At 46.3% G+C, this 18,975-nt stretch carries 20 protein-coding genes and 1 pseudogene; 17 read left to right on the top strand and 4 right to left on the bottom strand.

Going from position 1 to position 18,975, the window contains the following annotated elements; translation table 11 throughout:
* Window positions 1-22: 22 nt before the first annotated feature.
* Window positions 23-265 carry a hypothetical protein gene (locus RRU94_RS11705; protein WP_315694446.1) on the bottom strand — a complete coding sequence of 81 codons (243 nt, stop codon included), beginning with the start codon at window positions 263-265 and terminating at the stop codon, window positions 23-25.
* A 142-nt stretch (window positions 266-407) separates the two neighbouring features.
* Here RRU94_RS11705 and RRU94_RS11710 point away from each other — a divergent pair, with 142 nt between their 5' ends.
* From RRU94_RS11710 to RRU94_RS11740, 7 genes are all read left to right on the top strand, one after another.
* Window positions 408-2,066 (top strand): ATP-binding protein, encoded by a 1,659-nt coding sequence (locus RRU94_RS11710; protein WP_315694447.1) that lies wholly within the window; start codon window positions 408-410, stop codon window positions 2,064-2,066.
* Between the two features lie 85 nt (window positions 2,067-2,151).
* Window positions 2,152-2,826 carry a response regulator transcription factor gene (locus RRU94_RS11715; RefSeq protein ID WP_315694448.1) on the top strand — a complete coding sequence of 225 codons (675 nt, stop codon included), beginning with the start codon at window positions 2,152-2,154 and terminating at the stop codon, window positions 2,824-2,826.
* Window positions 2,816-4,216: a sensor histidine kinase gene (locus tag RRU94_RS11720; protein ID WP_315694449.1), complete on the top strand. Its 1,401-nt coding sequence runs from the start codon at window positions 2,816-2,818 to the stop codon at window positions 4,214-4,216. The genes RRU94_RS11715 and RRU94_RS11720 overlap by 11 nt, the downstream gene beginning before the upstream one ends.
* A 186-nt stretch (window positions 4,217-4,402) precedes the next feature.
* Window positions 4,403-5,632 (top strand): S1C family serine protease, encoded by a 1,230-nt coding sequence (locus RRU94_RS11725; RefSeq protein ID WP_315694450.1) that lies wholly within the window; start codon window positions 4,403-4,405, stop codon window positions 5,630-5,632.
* A gap of 77 nt (window positions 5,633-5,709) precedes the next feature.
* The gene (locus RRU94_RS11730) at window positions 5,710-6,630 is read left to right on the top strand and encodes a hypothetical protein (protein WP_315694451.1); all 921 of its coding nucleotides are present in this window, start codon (window positions 5,710-5,712) and stop codon (window positions 6,628-6,630) included.
* A gap of 226 nt (window positions 6,631-6,856) precedes the next feature.
* On the top strand, window positions 6,857-7,012 hold the full coding sequence (locus RRU94_RS11735; protein WP_251269937.1) for a hypothetical protein: 156 nt from the start codon (window positions 6,857-6,859) through the stop codon (window positions 7,010-7,012).
* Between the two features lie 180 nt (window positions 7,013-7,192).
* Window positions 7,193-8,338 carry a DUF3238 domain-containing protein gene (locus tag RRU94_RS11740; protein WP_315694452.1) on the top strand — a complete coding sequence of 382 codons (1,146 nt, stop codon included), beginning with the start codon at window positions 7,193-7,195 and terminating at the stop codon, window positions 8,336-8,338.
* Window positions 8,339-8,364: 26 nt separating this feature from the next.
* Here the strand turns inward: RRU94_RS11740 and RRU94_RS11745 are convergent, their stop codons facing one another.
* Window positions 8,365-8,745 carry a DoxX family protein gene (locus RRU94_RS11745; protein WP_315694453.1) on the bottom strand — a complete coding sequence of 127 codons (381 nt, stop codon included), beginning with the start codon at window positions 8,743-8,745 and terminating at the stop codon, window positions 8,365-8,367.
* 178 nt (window positions 8,746-8,923) lie between these two features.
* Here RRU94_RS11745 and RRU94_RS11750 point away from each other — a divergent pair, with 178 nt between their 5' ends.
* The 8 genes from RRU94_RS11750 (at window position 8,924) to sda (ending at window position 14,509) form a co-directional block, all read left to right on the top strand.
* Window positions 8,924-9,337, top strand: coding sequence for a BlaI/MecI/CopY family transcriptional regulator (locus RRU94_RS11750; RefSeq protein ID WP_309088450.1), 414 nt, complete (start codon window positions 8,924-8,926; stop codon window positions 9,335-9,337).
* A 1-nt stretch (window position 9,338) separates the two neighbouring features.
* Entirely contained in the window at window positions 9,339-10,181 is an 843-nt protein-coding gene (locus RRU94_RS11755) for a M56 family metallopeptidase (protein ID WP_315694454.1), read from the top strand.
* A gap of 56 nt (window positions 10,182-10,237) precedes the next feature.
* The gene (locus RRU94_RS11760; RefSeq protein WP_315694456.1) at window positions 10,238-10,888 is read left to right on the top strand and encodes a DsbA family protein; all 651 of its coding nucleotides are present in this window, start codon (window positions 10,238-10,240) and stop codon (window positions 10,886-10,888) included.
* Complete coding sequence (locus RRU94_RS11765; protein WP_410493017.1) at window positions 10,878-11,285, top strand: disulfide oxidoreductase; 408 nt, start codon at window positions 10,878-10,880, stop codon at window positions 11,283-11,285. Before RRU94_RS11760 ends, RRU94_RS11765 begins: the two co-directional genes overlap by 11 nt.
* A 91-nt stretch (window positions 11,286-11,376) precedes the next feature.
* The gene (locus RRU94_RS11770) at window positions 11,377-12,690 is read left to right on the top strand and encodes a PepSY-associated TM helix domain-containing protein (RefSeq protein ID WP_315694457.1); all 1,314 of its coding nucleotides are present in this window, start codon (window positions 11,377-11,379) and stop codon (window positions 12,688-12,690) included.
* Entirely contained in the window at window positions 12,687-13,076 is a 390-nt protein-coding gene (locus RRU94_RS11775) for a putative periplasmic lipoprotein (protein WP_315694458.1), read from the top strand. The genes RRU94_RS11770 and RRU94_RS11775 overlap by 4 nt, the downstream gene beginning before the upstream one ends.
* A gap of 65 nt (window positions 13,077-13,141) precedes the next feature.
* The gene (locus tag RRU94_RS11780; RefSeq protein ID WP_315694459.1) at window positions 13,142-14,284 is read left to right on the top strand and encodes a CapA family protein; all 1,143 of its coding nucleotides are present in this window, start codon (window positions 13,142-13,144) and stop codon (window positions 14,282-14,284) included.
* Window positions 14,285-14,368: 84 nt separating this feature from the next.
* A complete protein-coding gene (sda, locus tag RRU94_RS11785; RefSeq protein WP_315694460.1) occupies window positions 14,369-14,509 on the top strand; it encodes a sporulation histidine kinase inhibitor Sda in 141 nt (46 codons plus the stop codon).
* 11 nt (window positions 14,510-14,520) lie between these two features.
* On the opposite strand, the gene RRU94_RS25695 is transcribed toward sda, so the two are convergent.
* Both RRU94_RS25695 and RRU94_RS11800 read right to left on the bottom strand, forming a co-directional pair.
* Window positions 14,521-15,540: a GNAT family N-acetyltransferase gene (locus RRU94_RS25695; RefSeq protein WP_410493018.1), complete on the bottom strand. Its 1,020-nt coding sequence runs from the start codon at window positions 15,538-15,540 to the stop codon at window positions 14,521-14,523.
* Window positions 15,537-16,325: a nucleotidyltransferase domain-containing protein gene (locus RRU94_RS11800; protein ID WP_315694461.1), complete on the bottom strand. Its 789-nt coding sequence runs from the start codon at window positions 16,323-16,325 to the stop codon at window positions 15,537-15,539. Before RRU94_RS11800 ends, RRU94_RS25695 begins: the two co-directional genes overlap by 4 nt.
* Window positions 16,326-16,417: 92 nt before the next feature.
* Here RRU94_RS11800 and RRU94_RS11810 point away from each other — a divergent pair.
* Together RRU94_RS11810 and RRU94_RS11815 are read left to right on the top strand one after the other, a co-directional pair.
* A pseudogene (locus RRU94_RS11810) lies at window positions 16,418-16,873 on the top strand (VOC family protein).
* A gap of 148 nt (window positions 16,874-17,021) precedes the next feature.
* Window positions 17,022-18,974: a glycosyltransferase family 39 protein gene (locus RRU94_RS11815; protein WP_315694464.1), complete on the top strand. Its 1,953-nt coding sequence runs from the start codon at window positions 17,022-17,024 to the stop codon at window positions 18,972-18,974.
* Window position 18,975 lies beyond the last annotated feature (1 nt).

An 18,975-nucleotide genomic window follows, 5' to 3' on the forward strand; every position in this document is an offset into this window, starting at 1 on the left:
CCCATAACGGCGGTTTTTTTCTTTATGCCAGAAAAACAAAAAAGAAGGTAACGAAAAAAACAAGGGCAAACAATACAACGAAAATAGTCCGCTGTTTTTTCTCTGCTTCTTTCATAAAAAGATCTTCAATCGTCATAAAAATAGCGATAACTGCTACAAGTAGCGCGAATCGGCTCCAGCCGCCCGGATAAGCGGAAATTCCGTAAAAAAGCGCAAAAATAATTAATACGATGCGATATATGAGCCGGAATGACCATGTTTTCAATCCATCACTTCCTTTTAGTTACTATTTTACGAAAAGATCTTATATAAGTACAGTTAAGTGGGTAAAATGTCACATATATACGGAAGAAAATGTCCATGTTACAATAGATTGAAAAAACATGTCAAAATGAGGGATCACGCTTATGAACTTGCCAAATGACCTTGTACACCCGAAAGTGGCGTTAACAAAAAATATGGAATTGATAAGTGGAACCCACATTTTGTATTTATATGCAGATCAGGAAAAGTACTGGGAAAATATATTTTCCTTCACCATAACGGGTTTAGAGCTGAAGCATCAGGTGATCCTGCTTGAGTCGGCGGAAAAGATTGAGAAAATCAAACAGCAGCTTGCTCAAAAAGGGTTCTCGGATGAACAAATCGCCTCAATTGGATTTATAGACCACTGCCAATTTTATAACACCTATCAATCATTTGAAACCGAAACGGTGCTGCAGGGGCTTGATGACGCTGTTCGTCATTATGTAGCGAACGGCGCACCTATTCGTATATGGAGCCGTGTGATATGGCGTGAAGATGTAGACTGCGATAAGGAAATTCCGCTTTATGAACAAAAGGCCAACGCCGTTTTAAAACCGTTCCACGTATTCACAGTCTGTGCGTATGATGGCAATGATGTTTCGGCAAACTTCTCTTTAAAGCTGATGAAGGGTCACTCGCATATTATGACAGATAACGAGATTACAAATTCACCGTATTATGAAAGTGAACAAAACACACCCTCTCTATTTATAGAAGACTTTTTGCAGGAAAAAGTCCAGCACTATAAACATTTAATCAACGAGATGCCTGATGCTGTTTTTATTTTTTCGGCTGAGAAAGTGGTGTATGGAAATTATACCGCTTTAAAGATGCTGAATTGCAAAGAAAGTGATTTGCAGCATGCGACCATTTGGGACTTATTCACAAAGGAATATCATCCTCTTATTTACGAAAATACAGAAAAACTTTTGCGAAACAATAGAGTACCGCTTGAGGAAATGAAAATAAAAACGTATGATGGCCAAATTTTAGATGTTGAGGTGGCGACTTTTCCTTTTTCATTTGATATTGAAAAAGATTTTACGGTCATTGCCATTATCCGCAGCATTCAGGATCGCAAAGCTCATCAGCAGCTGACTATTAAAACAGAAAAGCTCAGCCTTGCCGGACAGCTTGCTGCGTCGATTGCCCATGAAGTGCGCAACCCGCTGACTTCGATTAAGGGGTTTATTAAGCTGGCCCGTGAAGATGCCATGCATGATGCATATTACACGATTATCGAAGAAGAGATTGACCGGATTGAAACGATCGCGAGTGAGCTGCTTGTGCTCGGCAAGCCGATGTCGGTTGAAATTGAAACGTGCGATGCCGGCAAAATGCTGAAAGACGTATCGATGCTGCTTCAATCACAGGCAGTAATGCGGAAAATTGACATTCAGTACAGTGACATAGAACCGGATTGCTTTGTTCGGTGTAATGCCGGGCAGATGAAGCAGGTGTTTATTAATATTATAAAAAATGCAATTGAAGCGATGGAAAACGGCGGAGTAATACGCACTTCGGCACGTTTAAACGGTGAAAAAGTGGAAATTGTGATTACCGATGAAGGAAAAGGGATGCCGGAAAGCGTATTAAAAAAGCTGGGTGAACCTTTTTATTCGACAAAGGAAGATGGGACAGGCCTCGGATTAATGGTTTGTTTTAATATTGTCGAGCAATATGAAGGAATTATCCGCGTTGAATCTACGGTGGACAAAGGGACAGCTTTTACAATCGAGCTGCCGCTTGTTTCGGTTTAAAGTCGTCTATTGAGGGCGTCTTTTTTTTTCACTCTTTTTTCATTAAAACATGGTATAACAAAAGAAGCGAAAGGAAGTGGATCGGATGAATATATTGCTGGCAGAAGATGATTTGCAGCTTGGAGAATTAGTCAGCTTTATGCTGAAGAAAAAAGGCGGTTATGGGGTAGAATGGGTGAAAACAGGAGAAGATGCTTATGATTATGCATCCTCTGTTCATTATGACGTTCTCGTTTTAGACTGGATGATGCCGAATGGCACTGGAGTAGAGGTATGCCGGGACCTGCGCAAAGAAGGATACGGTGGAGCCATTTTAATGCTGACGGCAAAGGATGCAGTAGAAGACCGGGTGATGGGGCTTGATGCAGGAGCAGATGATTACCTGGTAAAGCCGTTTGAAATTGATGAGCTGCTTGCGCGGCTTAGGGCGCTTACCCGCCGCAACTACGCCCCTATTGTGGAAGAAACGGTATCTATTCAAGGGGTAGAGCTGAACCGAAATAGCCAAACAATTCAAAAGAACGGCCAATCTATTCAGTTAAGCCCTCGTGAGTTCCAGCTTTTAGACCTGCTTGTGCAAAATAAAGGACAAGTATTAACCCGGGATGTTATGCTTGACCGCATTTGGGGATACGAGGCGGACGTAACGACCAAAACGATCGATGCAACGGTAAAGCTGCTGCGTAAAAAGCTCGATCTCGTTGACCGGCCGGATATTGTGCAAAGTGTACGGGGAGTCGGATATAAAGTTGAAGAATAAATGGTTAAAGATAAACTGGTTCAAAAGCAGCAGCGACTTGTTTCAACAAACACAGCGGAAACTCACCATGCAGTACAGCAGCTTAATTATGCTGTTTCTCGTTCTTTTTATCGTGGTTGTATACACGCTGCTATATATCGTCATTCTGCGTGACCAGCATCGGGAGCTTGAACAGCTGACCCGGCAGGAAACGCGGGTGATCAGTGATTACTTAGCAGAGAGCGCCCGAAATGAATTGCAGGGAATCGGCAGCCAGGAGCTGGTGCTTGCCGGGGTTGACCAGTTTTTTTACTATGTGACAGATGCAGATGGAAATTTTGTAATGGGAAATGAAATGGTTCCGAATATACGGGAGGATTTGTTTTCGCTTGTGTCAGGCTGGGTGCCTGAACGCAATCAAATTCGTGAAGAAACCATACAGGTGAAATTTGATGAACGGCGTATTGGCGGAAAAGAAATTAAAGAACAGCCGAAATCCGATACAGTCCGGCTGATGATCGACGGCAGCCCGATTTTTTATAATGGACAGTTTGTCGGCATGATTTACATCGGCAAGGACATTTCTTTTGCGTATCAATTGTTTCAATGGCTGCTTGTTGTATTAGTCAGCTTAACGGTACTGTTTGCCGGCGTAGCGATTTTTATTAGCTCTGTAATGTCGAAAAAAGCGATGGGACCCATTTCAAATGCTTTTAACCGGCAGAAAGAGTTTGTCGGTGATGCTTCACATGAACTGCGGACGCCGCTCAGTGTCATGCTTTCATCTATTGATGCGATTCACATGACAGACGGTGTTGAAGCAGATCCTTTTGCACAGAAACTACTGCGAAATATGAAGTCGGAAGTGAAAAGAATGACAGGGCTTGTCAGCGATCTGCTTGTACTGGCCCGTGCTGATTCAGGCGGGGCAGAGCGTACATTGGCCAGCTTCGATGTGAGGGAAGAAGCTGACCGTGTGATCGAATCGCTGACACCGCATGCCGAAGCAAACGGTGTTTCGCTTGAGATAGAAACACCGGAAAGCCTGCCGGTCATGGGGGATCGGGAGCGATTAAAACAGCTTATGTACATTTTGCTGGATAATGCAGTCAAGTATTCACCGGACGGAGGCAGGGTCAGCCTGCAATTATCAGAGGCCGCTCGTCACTGGACGATGAAAGTAACAGATGAAGGCATCGGTATTCATCCTGATGATCAGCCTCGTATTTTTGACCGCTTTTACCGCTCTGATAAATCGCGCACCCGCACTGTCGGCGGGCATGGACTGGGCTTATCGATCGCCAAGTGGATTGTTGATATTCATCACGGCACCATTTCTGTAGAGAGTGAGCCGGAAAAGGGCAGTACATTTATTGTTACGATACCAAAAGAAAAAGCTGTTTCCGCGTAATAGGGAAACAGCTTTTTTTGTCGTTAACGGCCGTATGGCCAAGCCGTTTTTGGATGAGCGCAGGGAAGGATCGTCAACCAAAATGAAATAAAAAATACTTTTTCTACATTTTCACCGTCTTTTCACTTTTCTTTTCTACAATAAAGTCAATTCAGTAAATCAATTACGCAAAAGGAGCAGATAAACATGGAGACAGAAGAACGTTATACACCACAGCCAGAGAAAAAAGGAAAGGGCGGTTTCGTGAAAATGGCGGCCGCTTCATTTACGGGTGTTTTGGCCGGCGGCACAATGATGTTTTATATGGCACCAGCTCTGCTTGATACCAATACAACAGCGACTGGAACAAAGTCGTCAAATACAGCAAATGAAATCACTGTACAGCCGGCATCAACGGCTTCCTCTTCAGAAAATGATTTAATGTCCGCCATTGATTCGGTGAATGAAGCAGTCGTTGGTGTTGTGAATTTGCAGCAGCAAGAGCAATTTAACCCTTTTGGCAGTCAATCCATGGCTGCCACAGACGAAGATACAGAGGAAACAGAAGCTGGAACGGGCTCGGGAGTCATTTTCAAAAAAGGAGAAGATGTCAGCTATGTTGTCACGAATAACCATGTGGTGGAGGGAGCCGACACGGTGGAATTGGCGCTGGCAGGAGGCGAGCGGATTGATGCGGAGGTAGTCGGAACGGATGCACTGACGGATCTTGCTGTCTTAAAAATTTCCAGTGACCATGTTACAGAAGTCGCAGACTTTGGTGACTCAAGTGCCCTTAAATTAGGCCAGCAGGTAGCGGCAATTGGCAACCCGCTCGGACTGGATTTATCAAGTTCAGTTACGGAAGGGATTGTCAGCGGAATCGACCGGACTGTGCCGGTTTCGACCTCGGCGGGTGAATGGGAAGCAAATGTCATTCAAACCGATGCGGCGATCAACCCGGGAAACAGCGGCGGTGCGCTTATTAATAGTGCCGGCCAGGTGATTGGCATTAACAGCATGAAAATTGCTGAAGAAGGTGTAGAAGGGCTTGGTTTTGCCATCCCATCTGAGGATGCCGTCCCTGTTATTCAAGAATTGATGGAAGACGGGAAAGTGGACCGTCCGTACCTTGGAGTAGGCTTAGAAGATGTGAGTGCGTTATCACGCGAAGTTACAGAAAACCAGCTGAATTTGCCGACAAGTGTTACAAAAGGCACCGTGGTTTCTCAAGTGGAAATGGGGTCATCAGCAGCAAAAGCCGGCTTTGAGGTCGGAGATGTAATTGTAAAGATTAATGATACAAAAGTGGCAGGCACATCAGAATTCCGAAAGTACTTGTACAATAAAGCGAACATTGGCGACAAAGTTAACGTCACCATTTATCGAGATGGCAAGGAGCAAACGATTTCCATGACGTTATCCACACAAAGTGAATAACTTTCACCGATTTTTCACCAAGGCTGGTTACAGTATGAGCAGGGCTGGAAAAGCCCAAATCAAAAGGAGGAAAGTGAATGAAAAAAAGCGTTTTTAATGTAGTGATGACCAGTGCCCTTTCGCTGGGTGTCCTCGGAGCAGCAAGCCTGCCGGTGTTTGCAGCAAGCAATTCTACACTCGACAGCAGCACACAGGCAAAAGTAGACACTATTATGAGTAATTTACGGACAAAGCTTGAAGCCATTGGTGTGAATCTCCCGGAAAAAGGCGAGATGTTCGCGAATTTAGATGAGGAAACAAAAGCGAAAGCAGAAGCCATTATGGATAAAAAGAAAGCCGGTGAGATCACGGAAGAAGAAGCAAAAACACAGCTTGAGGCACTGGGCGTTCAAATGCCAGAGCGTGGCGACGGCAAAGGCATCGGTCATCTGGCACAGGACGTAGAAAATGCGGATTTGAACGAATCTATGCAGGCGAAAGCTGATAAAATTCTTGTACAAGTGGAAGACGGCACCATTACACATGATGAAGCGGAGGAGCAGCTGACAGCGCTCGGTATTGAAATCAATGAACGCGGCGGCAAGGACGGCTTTCTCTCAAGCTTAGATGACGAAACGAAAGCAAAAGCAGAAGCGATTTTAGAAAAGAAAAAGAACGGCACTTTAACGGAGGCAGAAGCAAAGAAACAGCTTCAAGCACTCGGTATCACTATTCCTGAGCGTCCGGATCCATTTGCGGACTTGGATGACAAAACAAAAGCAAAAGCAGAAGCGATTATGGAAAAACTGAAAAGTGGAGATTTAACACGTGAGCAAGCGGACGAGCAGCTTGAAGCGCTTGGTGTAGATCTGCCTGAACATGGCAGACATGGCGGAAAAGGACGCGGCGATATGCTGCAAGGGCTGGATGATGAAACAAAAGCAGAAGCAGAAAGCTTGATTGAAGACGCAAAAACACAGCTTGAAGACCTTGGTGTTGACAAAATGCCATTGCATTAAAGAAAAGAGCAAGGCGGCCGTTCAGGCCTGAAGCTGGACAGTGAGAAAAGCACAAAGCTTACCTGGATCAAGAGCTGACAGCCAGCGGCCGGCCTTCAGCCCTTGTAACCCAGCAGCGGATTAAACATCCGGAGCTGGACAGCGTAACAAAAAAGCCCTGGGGAACCAGGGCTTTTTTGTTTTGGAAAAAACTTATATACTAAAAAGAAAGATCGGAGGCTGCCATATGAGTAACATAAATATCGCCGACGTTTTATTTCAAATGGTTATGCTGCTGACGCTCTTTGTGCCAGCCGGTTTGATTTTCCTCGGTATACGCTCCTGGCGCAGACGATCAAAGCAGCTGGACCGAATAGAAAAAAAGCTGGAGGAGCGCCAATGATTGTCGAAAGCTTTTACACCGTGGGTCTTGGGCTTTTACTCGGAGTACCGGTGCTTATTTTATTAGCCGCACTGATTAAAATCGGTAAAAAAAGAAGCTGAATAAAGTCAGCTTCTTTTTTGCAAAGTTTTTGAACAGTAAAAAGGCGGGTAAAGAAGGAGAAAGAAAGGTGGCGTCATCATGAATCTTACAAGAGTCAGCCAGACACCGGACCGCATTTCTCTGGATTGGGAGGCAGCAGGACCAGTGCGCATTTTAAAAGACGGCAAAGAGGTCTACAGCGGCCAGGATACGACGTTTACAGATACAGGCCTGAAACCGGGAACCACATATTCCTATTTATTTAAAGGAGACAGCACGCTGAAGATTCAAACGGCAACAGCGGTAGAGCGTGAGGAAAAAAATGCGGACATTCCGCTGCAGGAACTAATTGTTACAACGGTTGTGGAAGAAGGAAAAATCGCGATGGCCTGGGAGCCGATTCGCGGTGTAGAGGAGTATGCAATTTACCGTAACAATGAATATGCCGGAACCGTAACAGAGCCGGGTTTTCATGATACCCGTATAACGATGGATGAATCATATGTATACGAAATTAAAGGTGTCCGGCCGCTTGAGCCGGGAGATGAAGAAGCGGCGGAAAAATCATCTCCGATTGCCAAAGTGATCGATTTGCTAAAAGTTCAAAAGAATGAAGATGATATGCTTGTTGAAACGTTTTTGCTTTTTAAAGATATTGGCCGGCCGGCCGATGCGTTAAAAGAACAGCAGGCCTCTGTAGATCGTGCCCATGTTCTTCGTTATACAACCTTTTTAGAAGATGAGTGGGTAGAAAACCCGAATGTTTTATCGAAAATGCGCTTTTTTACAGGAGACGGACGGACATTTGATCCGGAAGCAGACCGGTACCGGACAAGAGCTGAAGTGAAAATTAAGGGCAAAAATGTTACACTTTCACGAAGTGTCGGCGCATCTGAAGGCTATACTGTAGAAAAGAAACTGGTTAAACGGGACCGGGCTTCAGATGAAGGGATTGTCATAAAAAGTGTACAGACCGACGAGGAAAAGGTATCTTTTCTGCTTGATCATTCCGTAGGCAACCCGTTAATGCCATCACCGGACATTGTGTATAAGGTGCATGCCGCTTTTTATACAAATGGATTGATGGAGATAAGCGGTGAACATGATGAAGCACCGCATCATGAAGTTTATTTAAAAAGCGGAGGCGGCGAATGGAAGCCGCTGCACCGTTCCAAGAGCCGCGGGCTTGAGCGCCTGGCTCCGCCGACAGCTAACCGGTTCTGGCGGTACTCTAATATGATATAAGAAAAGAGAAAAAGAAGCAGCACTCCTTAGGAGGCTGCTTTTACTTTTACGCGAGAATCAAGAGCATATCTAGACGAGCCGGCAAGAGCCAGGTGAACAGACATCGCCAGCAGTACAATATCCAATTCCAGTCCGCCTAAAAAACCAGCCGACAGCTTGACTGTAAAAATCGCCCCTATTAAAATAACGGCAAACAAAATGGACAGGACGCGCACACCTAGTCCGAGCATTAAAAGGATACCCCCAACAAGTTCAATGCCTGCAACCACATACGCCATAAAGCCCGGAATTCCTACACTTTCAAAAAAACCGGCTGTGCCGTCAATGCCCCCTCTCCACTTGTCTAATCCGTGCATAAAAAACGTAAATCCAAGCACAAGCCTCAAAATAAGGTTTCCTTTTTCCATTGTAAATCCTCCTTTTTCTTATTCACTACATTCGGTAGTGTTATAGCACTATGCTTTGTAGTTTACTATGAAATGAGCGAAATAATTGTTAAGATTTTGTTTCAAAAATGTTACACAACGGATTCTTGACGAAGTCTTTGTCTGCACACTACAATGAGTAATGTGAGGGGGGCAGGAAGTGAAAATTCAATCCTTTAAATTTAATGAGCGCGGCTTGAACCGTTTTTTTGGACCGCTTGAAGCTAAAATTATGGATGTGCTTTGGTGCGGCGGCGAAAAGTCGATCAAGGACGTTCAGCATGAACTGGAAAAGGAAAAAGCAACTAATTTCAATACTGTCATGACGGTCATGAACCGTCTGGTGGAAAAAGGCATCCTGACAAAACGATTAGAAGGACGGACTTCTATGTACCAGCCAGTTCTTACGCGGGAAGAGTTTGTAAACACCCAGTCAAAAGAAATGACACAGGAGCTGGTAGACGAATTCGGGAGCGTGGTTGTCAGCCATATGATTGATGCGCTTGATGAAGCAGATGATGACTTGGTCGCACAGCTGGAGCAGAAAATAAAAGAATGGAAAAAGGACCGGTAATATGAGGACTACACACCCATCAAAAAGTCTGTTTCTCGTCAGCCTGCTTGCCTCGGGTACGATTTTATCCCAGATGGGGCTTTATGCTGTTTCGCTGTTAGCCGGCTGGGATGTGCGCCTGAATTTCGTCGCTGTGTGCCATAGCGCGTTAAAATGGATCGGTTTTACGTTTTTGGAATACGCCGTTGATGCGCTTGTGTTCAGCACGCTTATACTATTCGTTTGGAAGCTTAGCAGGCAATGGCTTCTGGCCTCTCGTCTGAGACGGTGGTTTGGCGCATATGAAATCGGTACACTGACAAATGAATGGTCCAAGCGGTACAGTGCGGATATCCGCTTGATTTCATACCCTGCCCCTGTGGCAGTGACAATGGGATTTTTTCGTCCGGTTGTCGTTCTGTCAACTGGATTAAAGGACATGCTGACGGACTCGGAATTTGAAGCAGTCGTGTATCATGAACTTTACCATCATCGAAGCCGAGATCCGCTGAAGGTTTTTTTGCTGGCAGTGTCGGCCTCTGTTTTATGGTACATGCCTATTTTAGGATGGGTCCGGGAGCAGTACCGGCGTGATAAAGAACTGCTGGCTGATGCGTATGCGATTGAGCGGACAGGCTCTGCAGCCGAGCTTGGCAGTGCGCTTGTTAAGATGATCAAAGCAGGCAGACAAATTCATATGCCGCTGTCCTGTGTGTCTTTTGCCGATACATCTGTAAACGAGCGGATTCACCGCCTGCTGAACCCGGCTGCGGACCGGCCGCTGCATATACCGGTTCAGTCAGCTTTTTGGTCGCTGTCTGTTTTTGCCGGCATTTGCTTGTTATTTATTGATGTGCTGTTGTAAAGAAATATTTGAATAGAGAAAAGCTGCGAATTGCAGTTTAAAGGAGAGGAAAAAGTTTGGCGAAAGGTGTTTTTTGGATTGTCGGCTTTTTTGCCATTTGTATGGCAGGAGTCGTTTTTTTATCGAACGTAAGTGAAAAAAGTGCCGAGATTAATTATGAGAAGGAACCGTTTTTAGGCAAAGAAGAGGCGCCGGTTTCCATTGTAGAATTCGGTGATTATAAATGCCCTGTGTGCAAAGATTTTAATGAATCGTTTTTTCCGCTGATCAATGAACAACTCGTGGAAACAGGGAAAGCGAAGTTTTATTTTATGAATTACTCATTTATTAACGTAGACTCCAATCGGTCGGCCCAGTTTGCTGAAGCAGTTTATCAGACACTTGGCAATGACCGCTTCTGGAAGTTCCATCATCTTATGTATGAAAAACAGCCGGATGATTTATCATTTGAAAAAGTCGACTTATATACGAATGACTTTTTAAAAGAAACGCTGTCGGAGATTGCAACCGATGAAGAAGTGGCAAAAGTGATGGCGGTCGTAGAAAAAGAAGGCTCGATGGCAGCGTGGGAAAAAGATGCCGAAACGGCAAAAGAGCTAGAGGTATCTGGAACGCCGACTCTGTTCGTAAACGGCAAAAAGTTTGAAGGAAATTCGTTTGACGATTTAGTTGAAATGGTGGATGAGGCAACGGCTGATGCTGAGTAAACCGCTTCTCGCCGCCTGGCTCACGGCCCTTACAGCTACGCTTGGCAGCCTGTTTTTCAGTGAGCAAATGGGTTTTATTCCTTGTACGATGTGCTGGTATCAGCGTATTTTAATGTACCCACTTTGTATTTTCCTCGGCCTGGCGTTTTATTGGGGCGACACACGCATGTACCGCTATATTCTGCCGGTCAGCATATTCGGAATGGGGATTGCAGGATATCATTATGCTTTGCAAAAGATACCGGCGATGAAGCATTTTGAAATGTGTACAAGCGGCGTTCCCTGCTCAGGAGAATATATTAACTGGCTTGGGTTTATTACCATTCCGTTTTTAAGTTTGTGTGCCTTTACGATCATTACAATATCTATGCTTGTTCTTCGTAAAATGTCCGTTTAAATCAAACGGGCATTTTTTCATTTATTCTTCACGCAATGTTCACATCTGACCTGTATAATCCATGAAGTAAAGAGTAAGAGGGGGCAGGAAAGTGGAACAATCGCGAAGGCATTACCAATGGATTTGGCGCTGGCATTTTTATGCCGGTCTTATTTTTGCACCTTTTTTGCTTGTACTCGCGATAACAGGTGCAGTTTATTTGTTTAAAGCAGAAATTGAGCATGCGCTTTATGCAGACTTATATGATGTAACGCCGCAGTCAGAGACGATGCCGGCCAGTCATATGTTTTCGGCTGTTAAAGAGCAATATCCGCATGCCGTCATCACGCGCTACCGGCCGGCAGATTCGGCAGACCGGTCAGCGGAAATCGGCATCACCGATCATGACGGAACAGCGATGACCGTGTTTGTCGATCCGCACACGATGCAGATTATGGGAACGCTCGATGACGCGGACCGGATTATGGACAAGCTTGAAAAAATTCACGGCGAATTAATGGCAGGCACAGTCGGTGACCGTCTGGTGGAGCTGGCCGCGTGCTGGGCACTGATTTTAATCATTACGGGGGCATATCTCTGGTGGCCGCGTAAGAGGGAAAGAATATGGGGCGTCGTGCTGCCGCGCTTTTCTAAAGGAAGCCGGACACTCGTCCGTGACTTGCATGTAGTCCCGGCCGCCTGGATCTCCGCCGGCATGTTTTTTCTTATTATGACCGGCTTACCGTGGTCTGGTTTTTGGGGTACGCAGGTACAAAATGCGGCAACCAATTCTGGAGAAGGATATCCGCCATCAATCTGGGTAGGTGAAGCACCGCTTTCCAGCTTAAAAACAGAAGATGTAGCGGATGTTGGCTGGTCGGCGGAAAATCTTCCGGTGCCGCAGTCTGTGCAATCGGCGTACGTCCCGCTATCGATTGATGATGTGATCCGCATTATAAACGAACGGGGCACCAAGCCGGGCTATGACTTATTTATTCCTCAAGAGGCGACAGGTGTGTACACGGTTTCTGCGTTTCCGCCAAAAGCACAGGACGAAGTGACGATGCATATTGATCAGTATACCGGCGCAGTACTGGCAGACTATCGTTATGAAGACTACGGACCGGCCGGTAAGGCGATTGCACTCGGCATTACCCTTCATAAAGGGTCGCAGTTTGGCATGATCAACAAGCTGATTGGGCTTGCAGTTTGTATAGGGATGGTACTTGTTATTGTAAGCGGACTGCTTCTATGGAGGAAGCGAAAGCACGGCGCACCCGCGCGTCCTGCAGCGGGAGTGGCAAAAGGATTATGGGCATTGATTATTGTGCTTGGTATTTTGTTTCCACTTGCGGGCGCATCCATGCTCGTTGTATGGACCATTGATCAAATCGCAAAGCGGGTAAGAGGGGGATTCGCAGCATGAGAAAGTGGCTCATCTTTAGTAGTCTATTTCTATTATCCGGCTGCAGCCTTGATCCCGATTCAGCGGATCAGTATGTCATAGAGGAAAAACTGGATGCAGCGATTGATGTATCAGCCGGCCAGGTACAGGTTACCACATCACCGGGTGCGGACGTATCCATTTCTTTTTGGCCGGAGGGCGGACAAAGGGAAACGCTGCCCATGCAGGAAGGAAAAGAAGGGGTTTTTACAGCACAAAAAAGGATTATAGAAAAAGGGATTTATTTTGTAAAAGCGGATATCCAAACGAATGAACAGCATATTATGCCAACCAAAAAAATATGGGTGGGCGTAGAAGCAGACCTCGAGCAAAATGAGCCTTCCGTAGATATGAAGCACCACCATTGATCTCCTGTTTTGGCCGAAAATGTTGTATAATGGTATAAATAGGGATCAGGGGGATTAGGTACATTATGCCAGAACAAAGAAGGATGGAAAGACGAAAGCGCCGCCGGCTGAAACGCTGGGTCAGAGTGTCGCTTTTCGGCTTATGTTTAGCTGTTGCTGCAGCTGTTGCATTAAATATAATGGTGACGAAAGAACAGGCACAAGGGGTGCCAAAAGGTATTTTGGATGAGGCGACAGCTTCTCAAAAAGAAACGCCGCCTGTATCGATTACAGTGAGTGTAGCAGGAGATTTTACACTCGGAACGGATGAGACATTTACATATGCCGGGTCATTTCCAGATGAAGCAGAACGGAATGGCTTAGCTCATTTTACAAAAGGGCTGAACGGTATTTTCGAGCGCGATGACTTGACAACGGTAAACCTGGAGACGACGCTGACCGAAGCGGCAGAAAAAGCAGAAAAAAAATTCCGCTTTAAAGGAGATCCGGAATATACGCAGATTTTAACGGATGCCGGTATAGAAGCAGTAAATGTGGCCAACAATCATATTTTTGATTACCTGGAGCAAGGGTATGAAGATACAAAGGCGAATTTAAAAGCAGCGAACATCGGCTTTTTTGGTTATGAAGATTCCTTTTTAACAGAAGTGAAGGGTGTGAAAGTCGGTGCGCTCGGCTATGAAGGCTGGGCCGATACAGCGGAGATCCGCGATCAGATGGAAAAGGATATTGCACAGATGCGGGAAAAGGGCGCGGCGATCGTGATCGTTCATTTTCATTGGGGAGTGGAGAGAAGCTACGTGCCGGAAGAATCGCAGAAGACACTGGGGCGATTTGCGGTCGATGCCGGGGCTGACCTTGTTGTAGGGCATCATCCGCATGTGGTGCAGGGAATTGAAGAATATAACGGTAAATTCATTGTTTACAGTCTTGGTAACTTTATGTTTGGCGGAAATCGCAATCCGTCCGATAAAGACACGTATGTGTTCCAGCAGACGTTTGAAGTAAAAGATGGAAAGCTGACAGATGGAAAAGATATTAATGTGGTGCCTTTCTCCATTTCTTCACGAACAGATCGGAATGATTACCAGCCGACTCTGCTTCAAGGAGCAGAGCGGGAACGGGTAATAGAAAAGATTCTAGATGTATCCCGTCAAATTCAGCCAGCCAATTGGGTACAATATATGAAAAATGAGCCGTCCAATTAGGGGACGGTTTTTTTTGATAAAAAAGGTTTAAAGAAGGGCATAGGAAGGTATATGTTCCTTTAGAAAAGGGGGAAGCGTTTAACAATGAAAGAGCAAACGGATGAGTTTATTGTGGAAGCGTATAAAAAAGCAGTGGAACTGGATTTGGATCACGATTTTCTCTTGCTGCTCGAAGAAGAGCTTGAGCGCAGAGAGTTAGACATACATAGAGAAAAAGTATATTAAAAAAGGGTATCTCATGAGGAGACACCCTTTTTTGTTTGTCCGCATTTTCGCTGCATCCTTTTCGTATGCCAGCTATGACCTGAAAAGTTTTCTTCGTATTCTTCTACAAAGGAAAAACCGTTCGTTTCGTAAAATCGCTCCCCGGACACGTTGCCGCTTTCTACCTCAGCAGTTATAGAGCAGGGTTTAGATAAATGATTGATCATTTCATCCAGCAGCCGTGTGCCGATCCCTTGCCTCTGGGCATCCGGATAAAGATAGATCGCCTGCAAACTGGCATTTGGCCCTTCTTGTACGGCGTTTGCAAACCCAACCACCTGCCCGCCGCATTCCGCCACAAAAAACAAGCTCTGGAACCGCTCCTTAAGCTGGTTTACCGCAAAAGCGCGATCCAAAAAAGCATCCTGCACAGGCCGTGGAATGATCTTTTCATATGTATCATGCCAGGCAGCCCGTGCGACAGCCTGGACGGCTGAAATGTCTTCGGTATTCGCCGGGCGGACGAGCGGGAAATCTGCCCGGTACACAACGTTTAACAGGCAGGGCTGTCCTTCTTTTTTTTCAAGCGCTGCATGTACGTCCGGGTAATCCGCTTCGACGTTCCATGTAATAAACGGCAGTTTTTTTTGTGCGGCCTGTGATCGTTTGTTCACAAGACGCGCACCGATAAAAACGCGGTTAAGGCCCAGTTCTGCAAAAGCTGTCTGTAAAATAGCGTATTTAGAAGCCCTATTATAGCCCTGTCCCCAATATTCGTATCCAATCCATGTGCCGAGACTGCATGAGCCGCTTTCCCGGTCAATGAACATTAAAGTGGTAATGCCGATTAGTTCACCGTCTTCATTGATTATCGCCCGTGACACTGTTTTTCCTTCCAGCTCTTCCGCCATCACTGCCTGCAAAAAGTCAATCGTGTCATGGACTGTATTTACTTGCAGGCCGAGCGCTTCCTTTATCTCGGGCGCAGAAGTCAGCGTGAAAATTCGGTCTGCATTCGTTAAGCTGTGCGGCTGCAAGGTGATTTTTTTCATTCAATCCACACCTCCTTCAATGTTTGGCGGAACAAATCGTTTAACCGTTCTGTTGGATTCTCCGAGGGCTGCTTGAGGGACGCAGCACGGCTTCGAAGCTCTTCTATCTCCCGTTCAAGAAATGCGTCTATGAGGGTGATGCCAGATCCACCGTTTCCCTCTTCGTCCGCAGTTTTTCGTGCGGCAAGCTGCTGGATGGCCGTCATTAGGGCTTTATCTTTGATCAGCGCGTCCAGCAGGGAACCGAGCGGAAAAGGAGGGATAGTCTGCCGCTCAGCAATCCACTTAGCTGCGAGCACCGGGCGCAGGATATAAAAATATTGTTTAAGTTTGCTGTTTTCTTTTTTGTGCACAGCCCGGTAGTTGCTGGCTGCCATATTGATGTAATGATGCATACAGGAAACCGGTGAAAACACGCTGCTGCTCATTTGTCTCATCTGCCCGGCGGTTTGGTACGGTTCTTTATATGCAATATCGGAGAACAGCCATTCCAAAAGCAGCGGATTGGATTTACGAAACAGCTTAAGTGTCTTGGTCAGGTCCCAGCCGCTTACATCAAGCTCATTATGAATCGGGCGTTCAATCACGTCACGTTTTTTTCCGACACCTATAGGGTCAATACTGAGATACACTTCTGGGCGGTGTATATAAAAAAAGCGAACATCCCAGTCGCTGTTCGGAGACGGAAACCCCCATGCCCGGCTCCCTGATTCACAGGCGTACAGTACCTTCACATCGTATTCCTGTTCAATGCTCCGTAATGCTGCCAAAATCTCCTTTTCCATCCTTTTACACCTCCGTTTGCGGTAGTGTACTCGCTTTTTCGACTATTGTAAACCTCAAGATGGGGTAAAGACGTAAAAAAGGAGGAAAAAAGATGATTGCCATTACACATGTAGGGCTTGCGGTGCCAGATTTGGAGAAAGCGGTTGATTGGTATGAGAAGACCCTCGGATTTGAGCTCATTGCCGGACCGTATTTATTTGATGCGTAGGAAGAAGAAAAGCCTAATATGACACAGGATCTACAGGGGCAGCACATAAAGAGGATGAAAAATGCCCACTTAACAGCTGGAAATGGGGTAGGGCTGGAGCTGTTCGAATTTATCGAGCCGAGGATGGAACGAAGAGAACCGGAGGGATACCACACCGGATTTTTTCATCTTTGTCTGATAGTAGATGATGTGGATGCGGCCGCCGAACGAATTGAAGAGGGGGGAGGGAAGCGGATCAGCCAAAAGTGGAACACCCGCCCCGGCAAGCCGTACTTTTTACAGTACTGCCAGGACCCTTTGGCAACACCATTGAGCTGTACAGCCATAGTACGGAACTGATGTATGGAAACCGGGATTGACGAAAAGCGCTTGTGCCAATAGGGCACGGGCGTTTTTCTTTTACAAAAAACAGGTTGCTTTTCACCGTTCTTTCACCAACGCGGTTTACACTTCAGAATATCGAAAGAAAAAATGGAGTGTGAAGAGAATGAAGAAACGGTTTGATCCATGGCTGGCGTCGATTTTAGCGCTGTCAGCGATATTGAATTTTTATAACATAGGGTCATCAGGGTCCAATTCGTATTATACGGCGGCTGTAAAAAGCATGACGACCAATTGGAAGTCGTTTTTCTACGCGTCATTGGACTCAGGCAATTTTATTACGGTGGATAAGCCGCCGGTCGCCCTTTGGGTTCAAGCGATCAGCGCGAAAATTTTTGGCGTGAGTGACTGGAGCGTGCTGCTTCCGGAAGCGATCGCCGGTGTATTATCCGTTTTTGTTTTATATACGATTGTCAAACCCGTATTTGGTGTGAAAACCGCACGCTGGGCCGGGCTTGTGCTGGCGGTAACGCCAATCTTCGTTGCGGTAACACGGACGAACAATACAGATGCGATGCTGATTTTAACACTGCTTTTTGCTGTATGGGCGCTCATGAAGTCGGTTCAGCAAAAAAAATTCAGCTGGCTGCTCCTTTCCATGGTGTTGATCGGGATCGGCTTTAACATTAAAATGCTGCAGGCGTACATGGTGGTACCGGCTTTTTATCTTTTTTATTTAATCGCTGCGCAGCACAACTGGAAAAAACGAATCGTTCACTTGATTATAGCAACAGTCGTTTTATTGGGTGTTTCTGTTTCCTATGCGACAGCGGTGCAGCTGACGCCGGAAGAGAACCGTCCCTATATCGGCGGAAGCCAGACAAACTCAGTGCTGGAGCTGGCATTTGGCTATAACGGGATTCAGCGGTTGACCGGGGACCAATCAAAAAGCGGTGGTACCGATGATAAATCCGGCAGCTTACTGAATAACAACTCTTCCCAGGGAGCCGGCGGGGAAGATATTGGCGAAGCAGGTGTTCTGCGTTTGTTCTCAGATTCAATGTCTGGACAGTCGAGCTGGCTGCTTCCATTTGTTCTGTTCGGTTTAATCGGAATGGCGGTATCGATCAAGCGTCAAAGAGCACTTACGATGCAGCATAAATTCGCTATTTTCTGGCTGGCATGGCTGCTTCCGATGATGGGCTTTTTTAGCATCGCAAGCTTTTACCATCGCTACTATTTAAGCATGATGGGACCGGCTGTTGCGGCTTTAACAGCCATTGGCGGCGCGGTGCTGTGGGGACTGTACAAAGAGAAAAAGAACTGGAGCCGCCTGCTGTTTCCAATAGCGCTGCTGGCCACATTCGCTTTTGAAGCATACGTACTTTATCAAAATATTGACTCGATTCAGCCGTGGCTGATCGGCGGAGTGCTGGCTCTCGGATTGATTGTCTGCATCCTGCTGATTCTTACAACAAAATATGCCCATCATGTCCGGACAGCAGCGATGCTGGGGCTGCTTTTAATGCCAGCTTACTGGGCGGTCATACCCGTTATGGCGGGTACGACAAACAGCATCATGCCAACCGCCGGACCTGCTACAGCAGGCGGACCGGGCGGCGGCGTATTCGCTGACCGAGGTATGGCGATGGCAGCAGACGGTGAACGTCCGGAGATGCCGGAAGGAATGGAAATGCCTCAAGATGGTGAAATGCCAGATGGAATGGAGCCTCCTGACGGGACAGATGAAAACAGTTCAGACGGCCGCGGCGGCAGTATGGGCAGAGAGATGAGCGAAGAGCTGATCAGCTACTTGGAAGAAAACAATACAGGCGAAACCTACTTAGTTGCAGTGCAAAATGCGAATTCTGCTGCCAGCATTATTTTGGATACGGATCACACAGCCTTGGCTATGGGAGGATTTGGCGGCTCCGATCCAGCTATGACGGTTGAAAAACTGGAAGAAATGACAGCCAGCGGAGAAGTGAAATTTTTCATGACATCAGGCGGCGGACCGGGCGGCGGCCAAAATAGTGAAGTAACCGAATGGATTCAAGAGCATTGCAAGGAAGTCACATCTGATGACTGGAGCGGTTTATATGTTTATGAAGGAGCGTGAG

Origin of the sequence: Domibacillus sp. DTU_2020_1001157_1_SI_ALB_TIR_016, from assembly GCF_032341995.1 — a bacterium.
Lineage (GTDB): Bacteria > Bacillota > Bacilli > Bacillales > Domibacillaceae > Domibacillus > Domibacillus indicus_A.

Coding starts and splice junctions, on each gene's coding strand:
- RRU94_RS11710 (WP_315694447.1), top strand. CDS start 408: ATGAACTTGCCAAATGACCTTGTACACCCGAAAGTGGCGTTAACAAAA.
- RRU94_RS11715 (WP_315694448.1), top strand. CDS start 2,152: ATGAATATATTGCTGGCAGAAGATGATTTGCAGCTTGGAGAATTAGTC.
- RRU94_RS11725 (WP_315694450.1), top strand. CDS start 4,403: ATGGAGACAGAAGAACGTTATACACCACAGCCAGAGAAAAAAGGAAAG.
- RRU94_RS11730 (WP_315694451.1), top strand. CDS start 5,710: ATGAAAAAAAGCGTTTTTAATGTAGTGATGACCAGTGCCCTTTCGCTG.
- RRU94_RS11735 (WP_251269937.1), top strand. CDS start 6,857: ATGAGTAACATAAATATCGCCGACGTTTTATTTCAAATGGTTATGCTG.
- RRU94_RS11740 (WP_315694452.1), top strand. CDS start 7,193: ATGAATCTTACAAGAGTCAGCCAGACACCGGACCGCATTTCTCTGGAT.
- RRU94_RS11745 (WP_315694453.1), bottom strand. CDS start 8,745: ATGGAAAAAGGAAACCTTATTTTGAGGCTTGTGCTTGGATTTACGTTT.
- RRU94_RS11755 (WP_315694454.1), top strand. CDS start 9,339: ATGAGGACTACACACCCATCAAAAAGTCTGTTTCTCGTCAGCCTGCTT.
- RRU94_RS11765 (WP_410493017.1), top strand. CDS start 10,878: ATGCTGAGTAAACCGCTTCTCGCCGCCTGGCTCACGGCCCTTACAGCT.
- RRU94_RS11775 (WP_315694458.1), top strand. CDS start 12,687: ATGAGAAAGTGGCTCATCTTTAGTAGTCTATTTCTATTATCCGGCTGC.
- RRU94_RS11780 (WP_315694459.1), top strand. CDS start 13,142: ATGCCAGAACAAAGAAGGATGGAAAGACGAAAGCGCCGCCGGCTGAAA.
- sda (WP_315694460.1), top strand. CDS start 14,369: ATGAAAGAGCAAACGGATGAGTTTATTGTGGAAGCGTATAAAAAAGCA.
- RRU94_RS25695 (WP_410493018.1), bottom strand. CDS start 15,540: ATGAAAAAAATCACCTTGCAGCCGCACAGCTTAACGAATGCAGACCGA.
- RRU94_RS11800 (WP_315694461.1), bottom strand. CDS start 16,325: ATGGAAAAGGAGATTTTGGCAGCATTACGGAGCATTGAACAGGAATAC.
- RRU94_RS11815 (WP_315694464.1), top strand. CDS start 17,022: ATGAAGAAACGGTTTGATCCATGGCTGGCGTCGATTTTAGCGCTGTCA.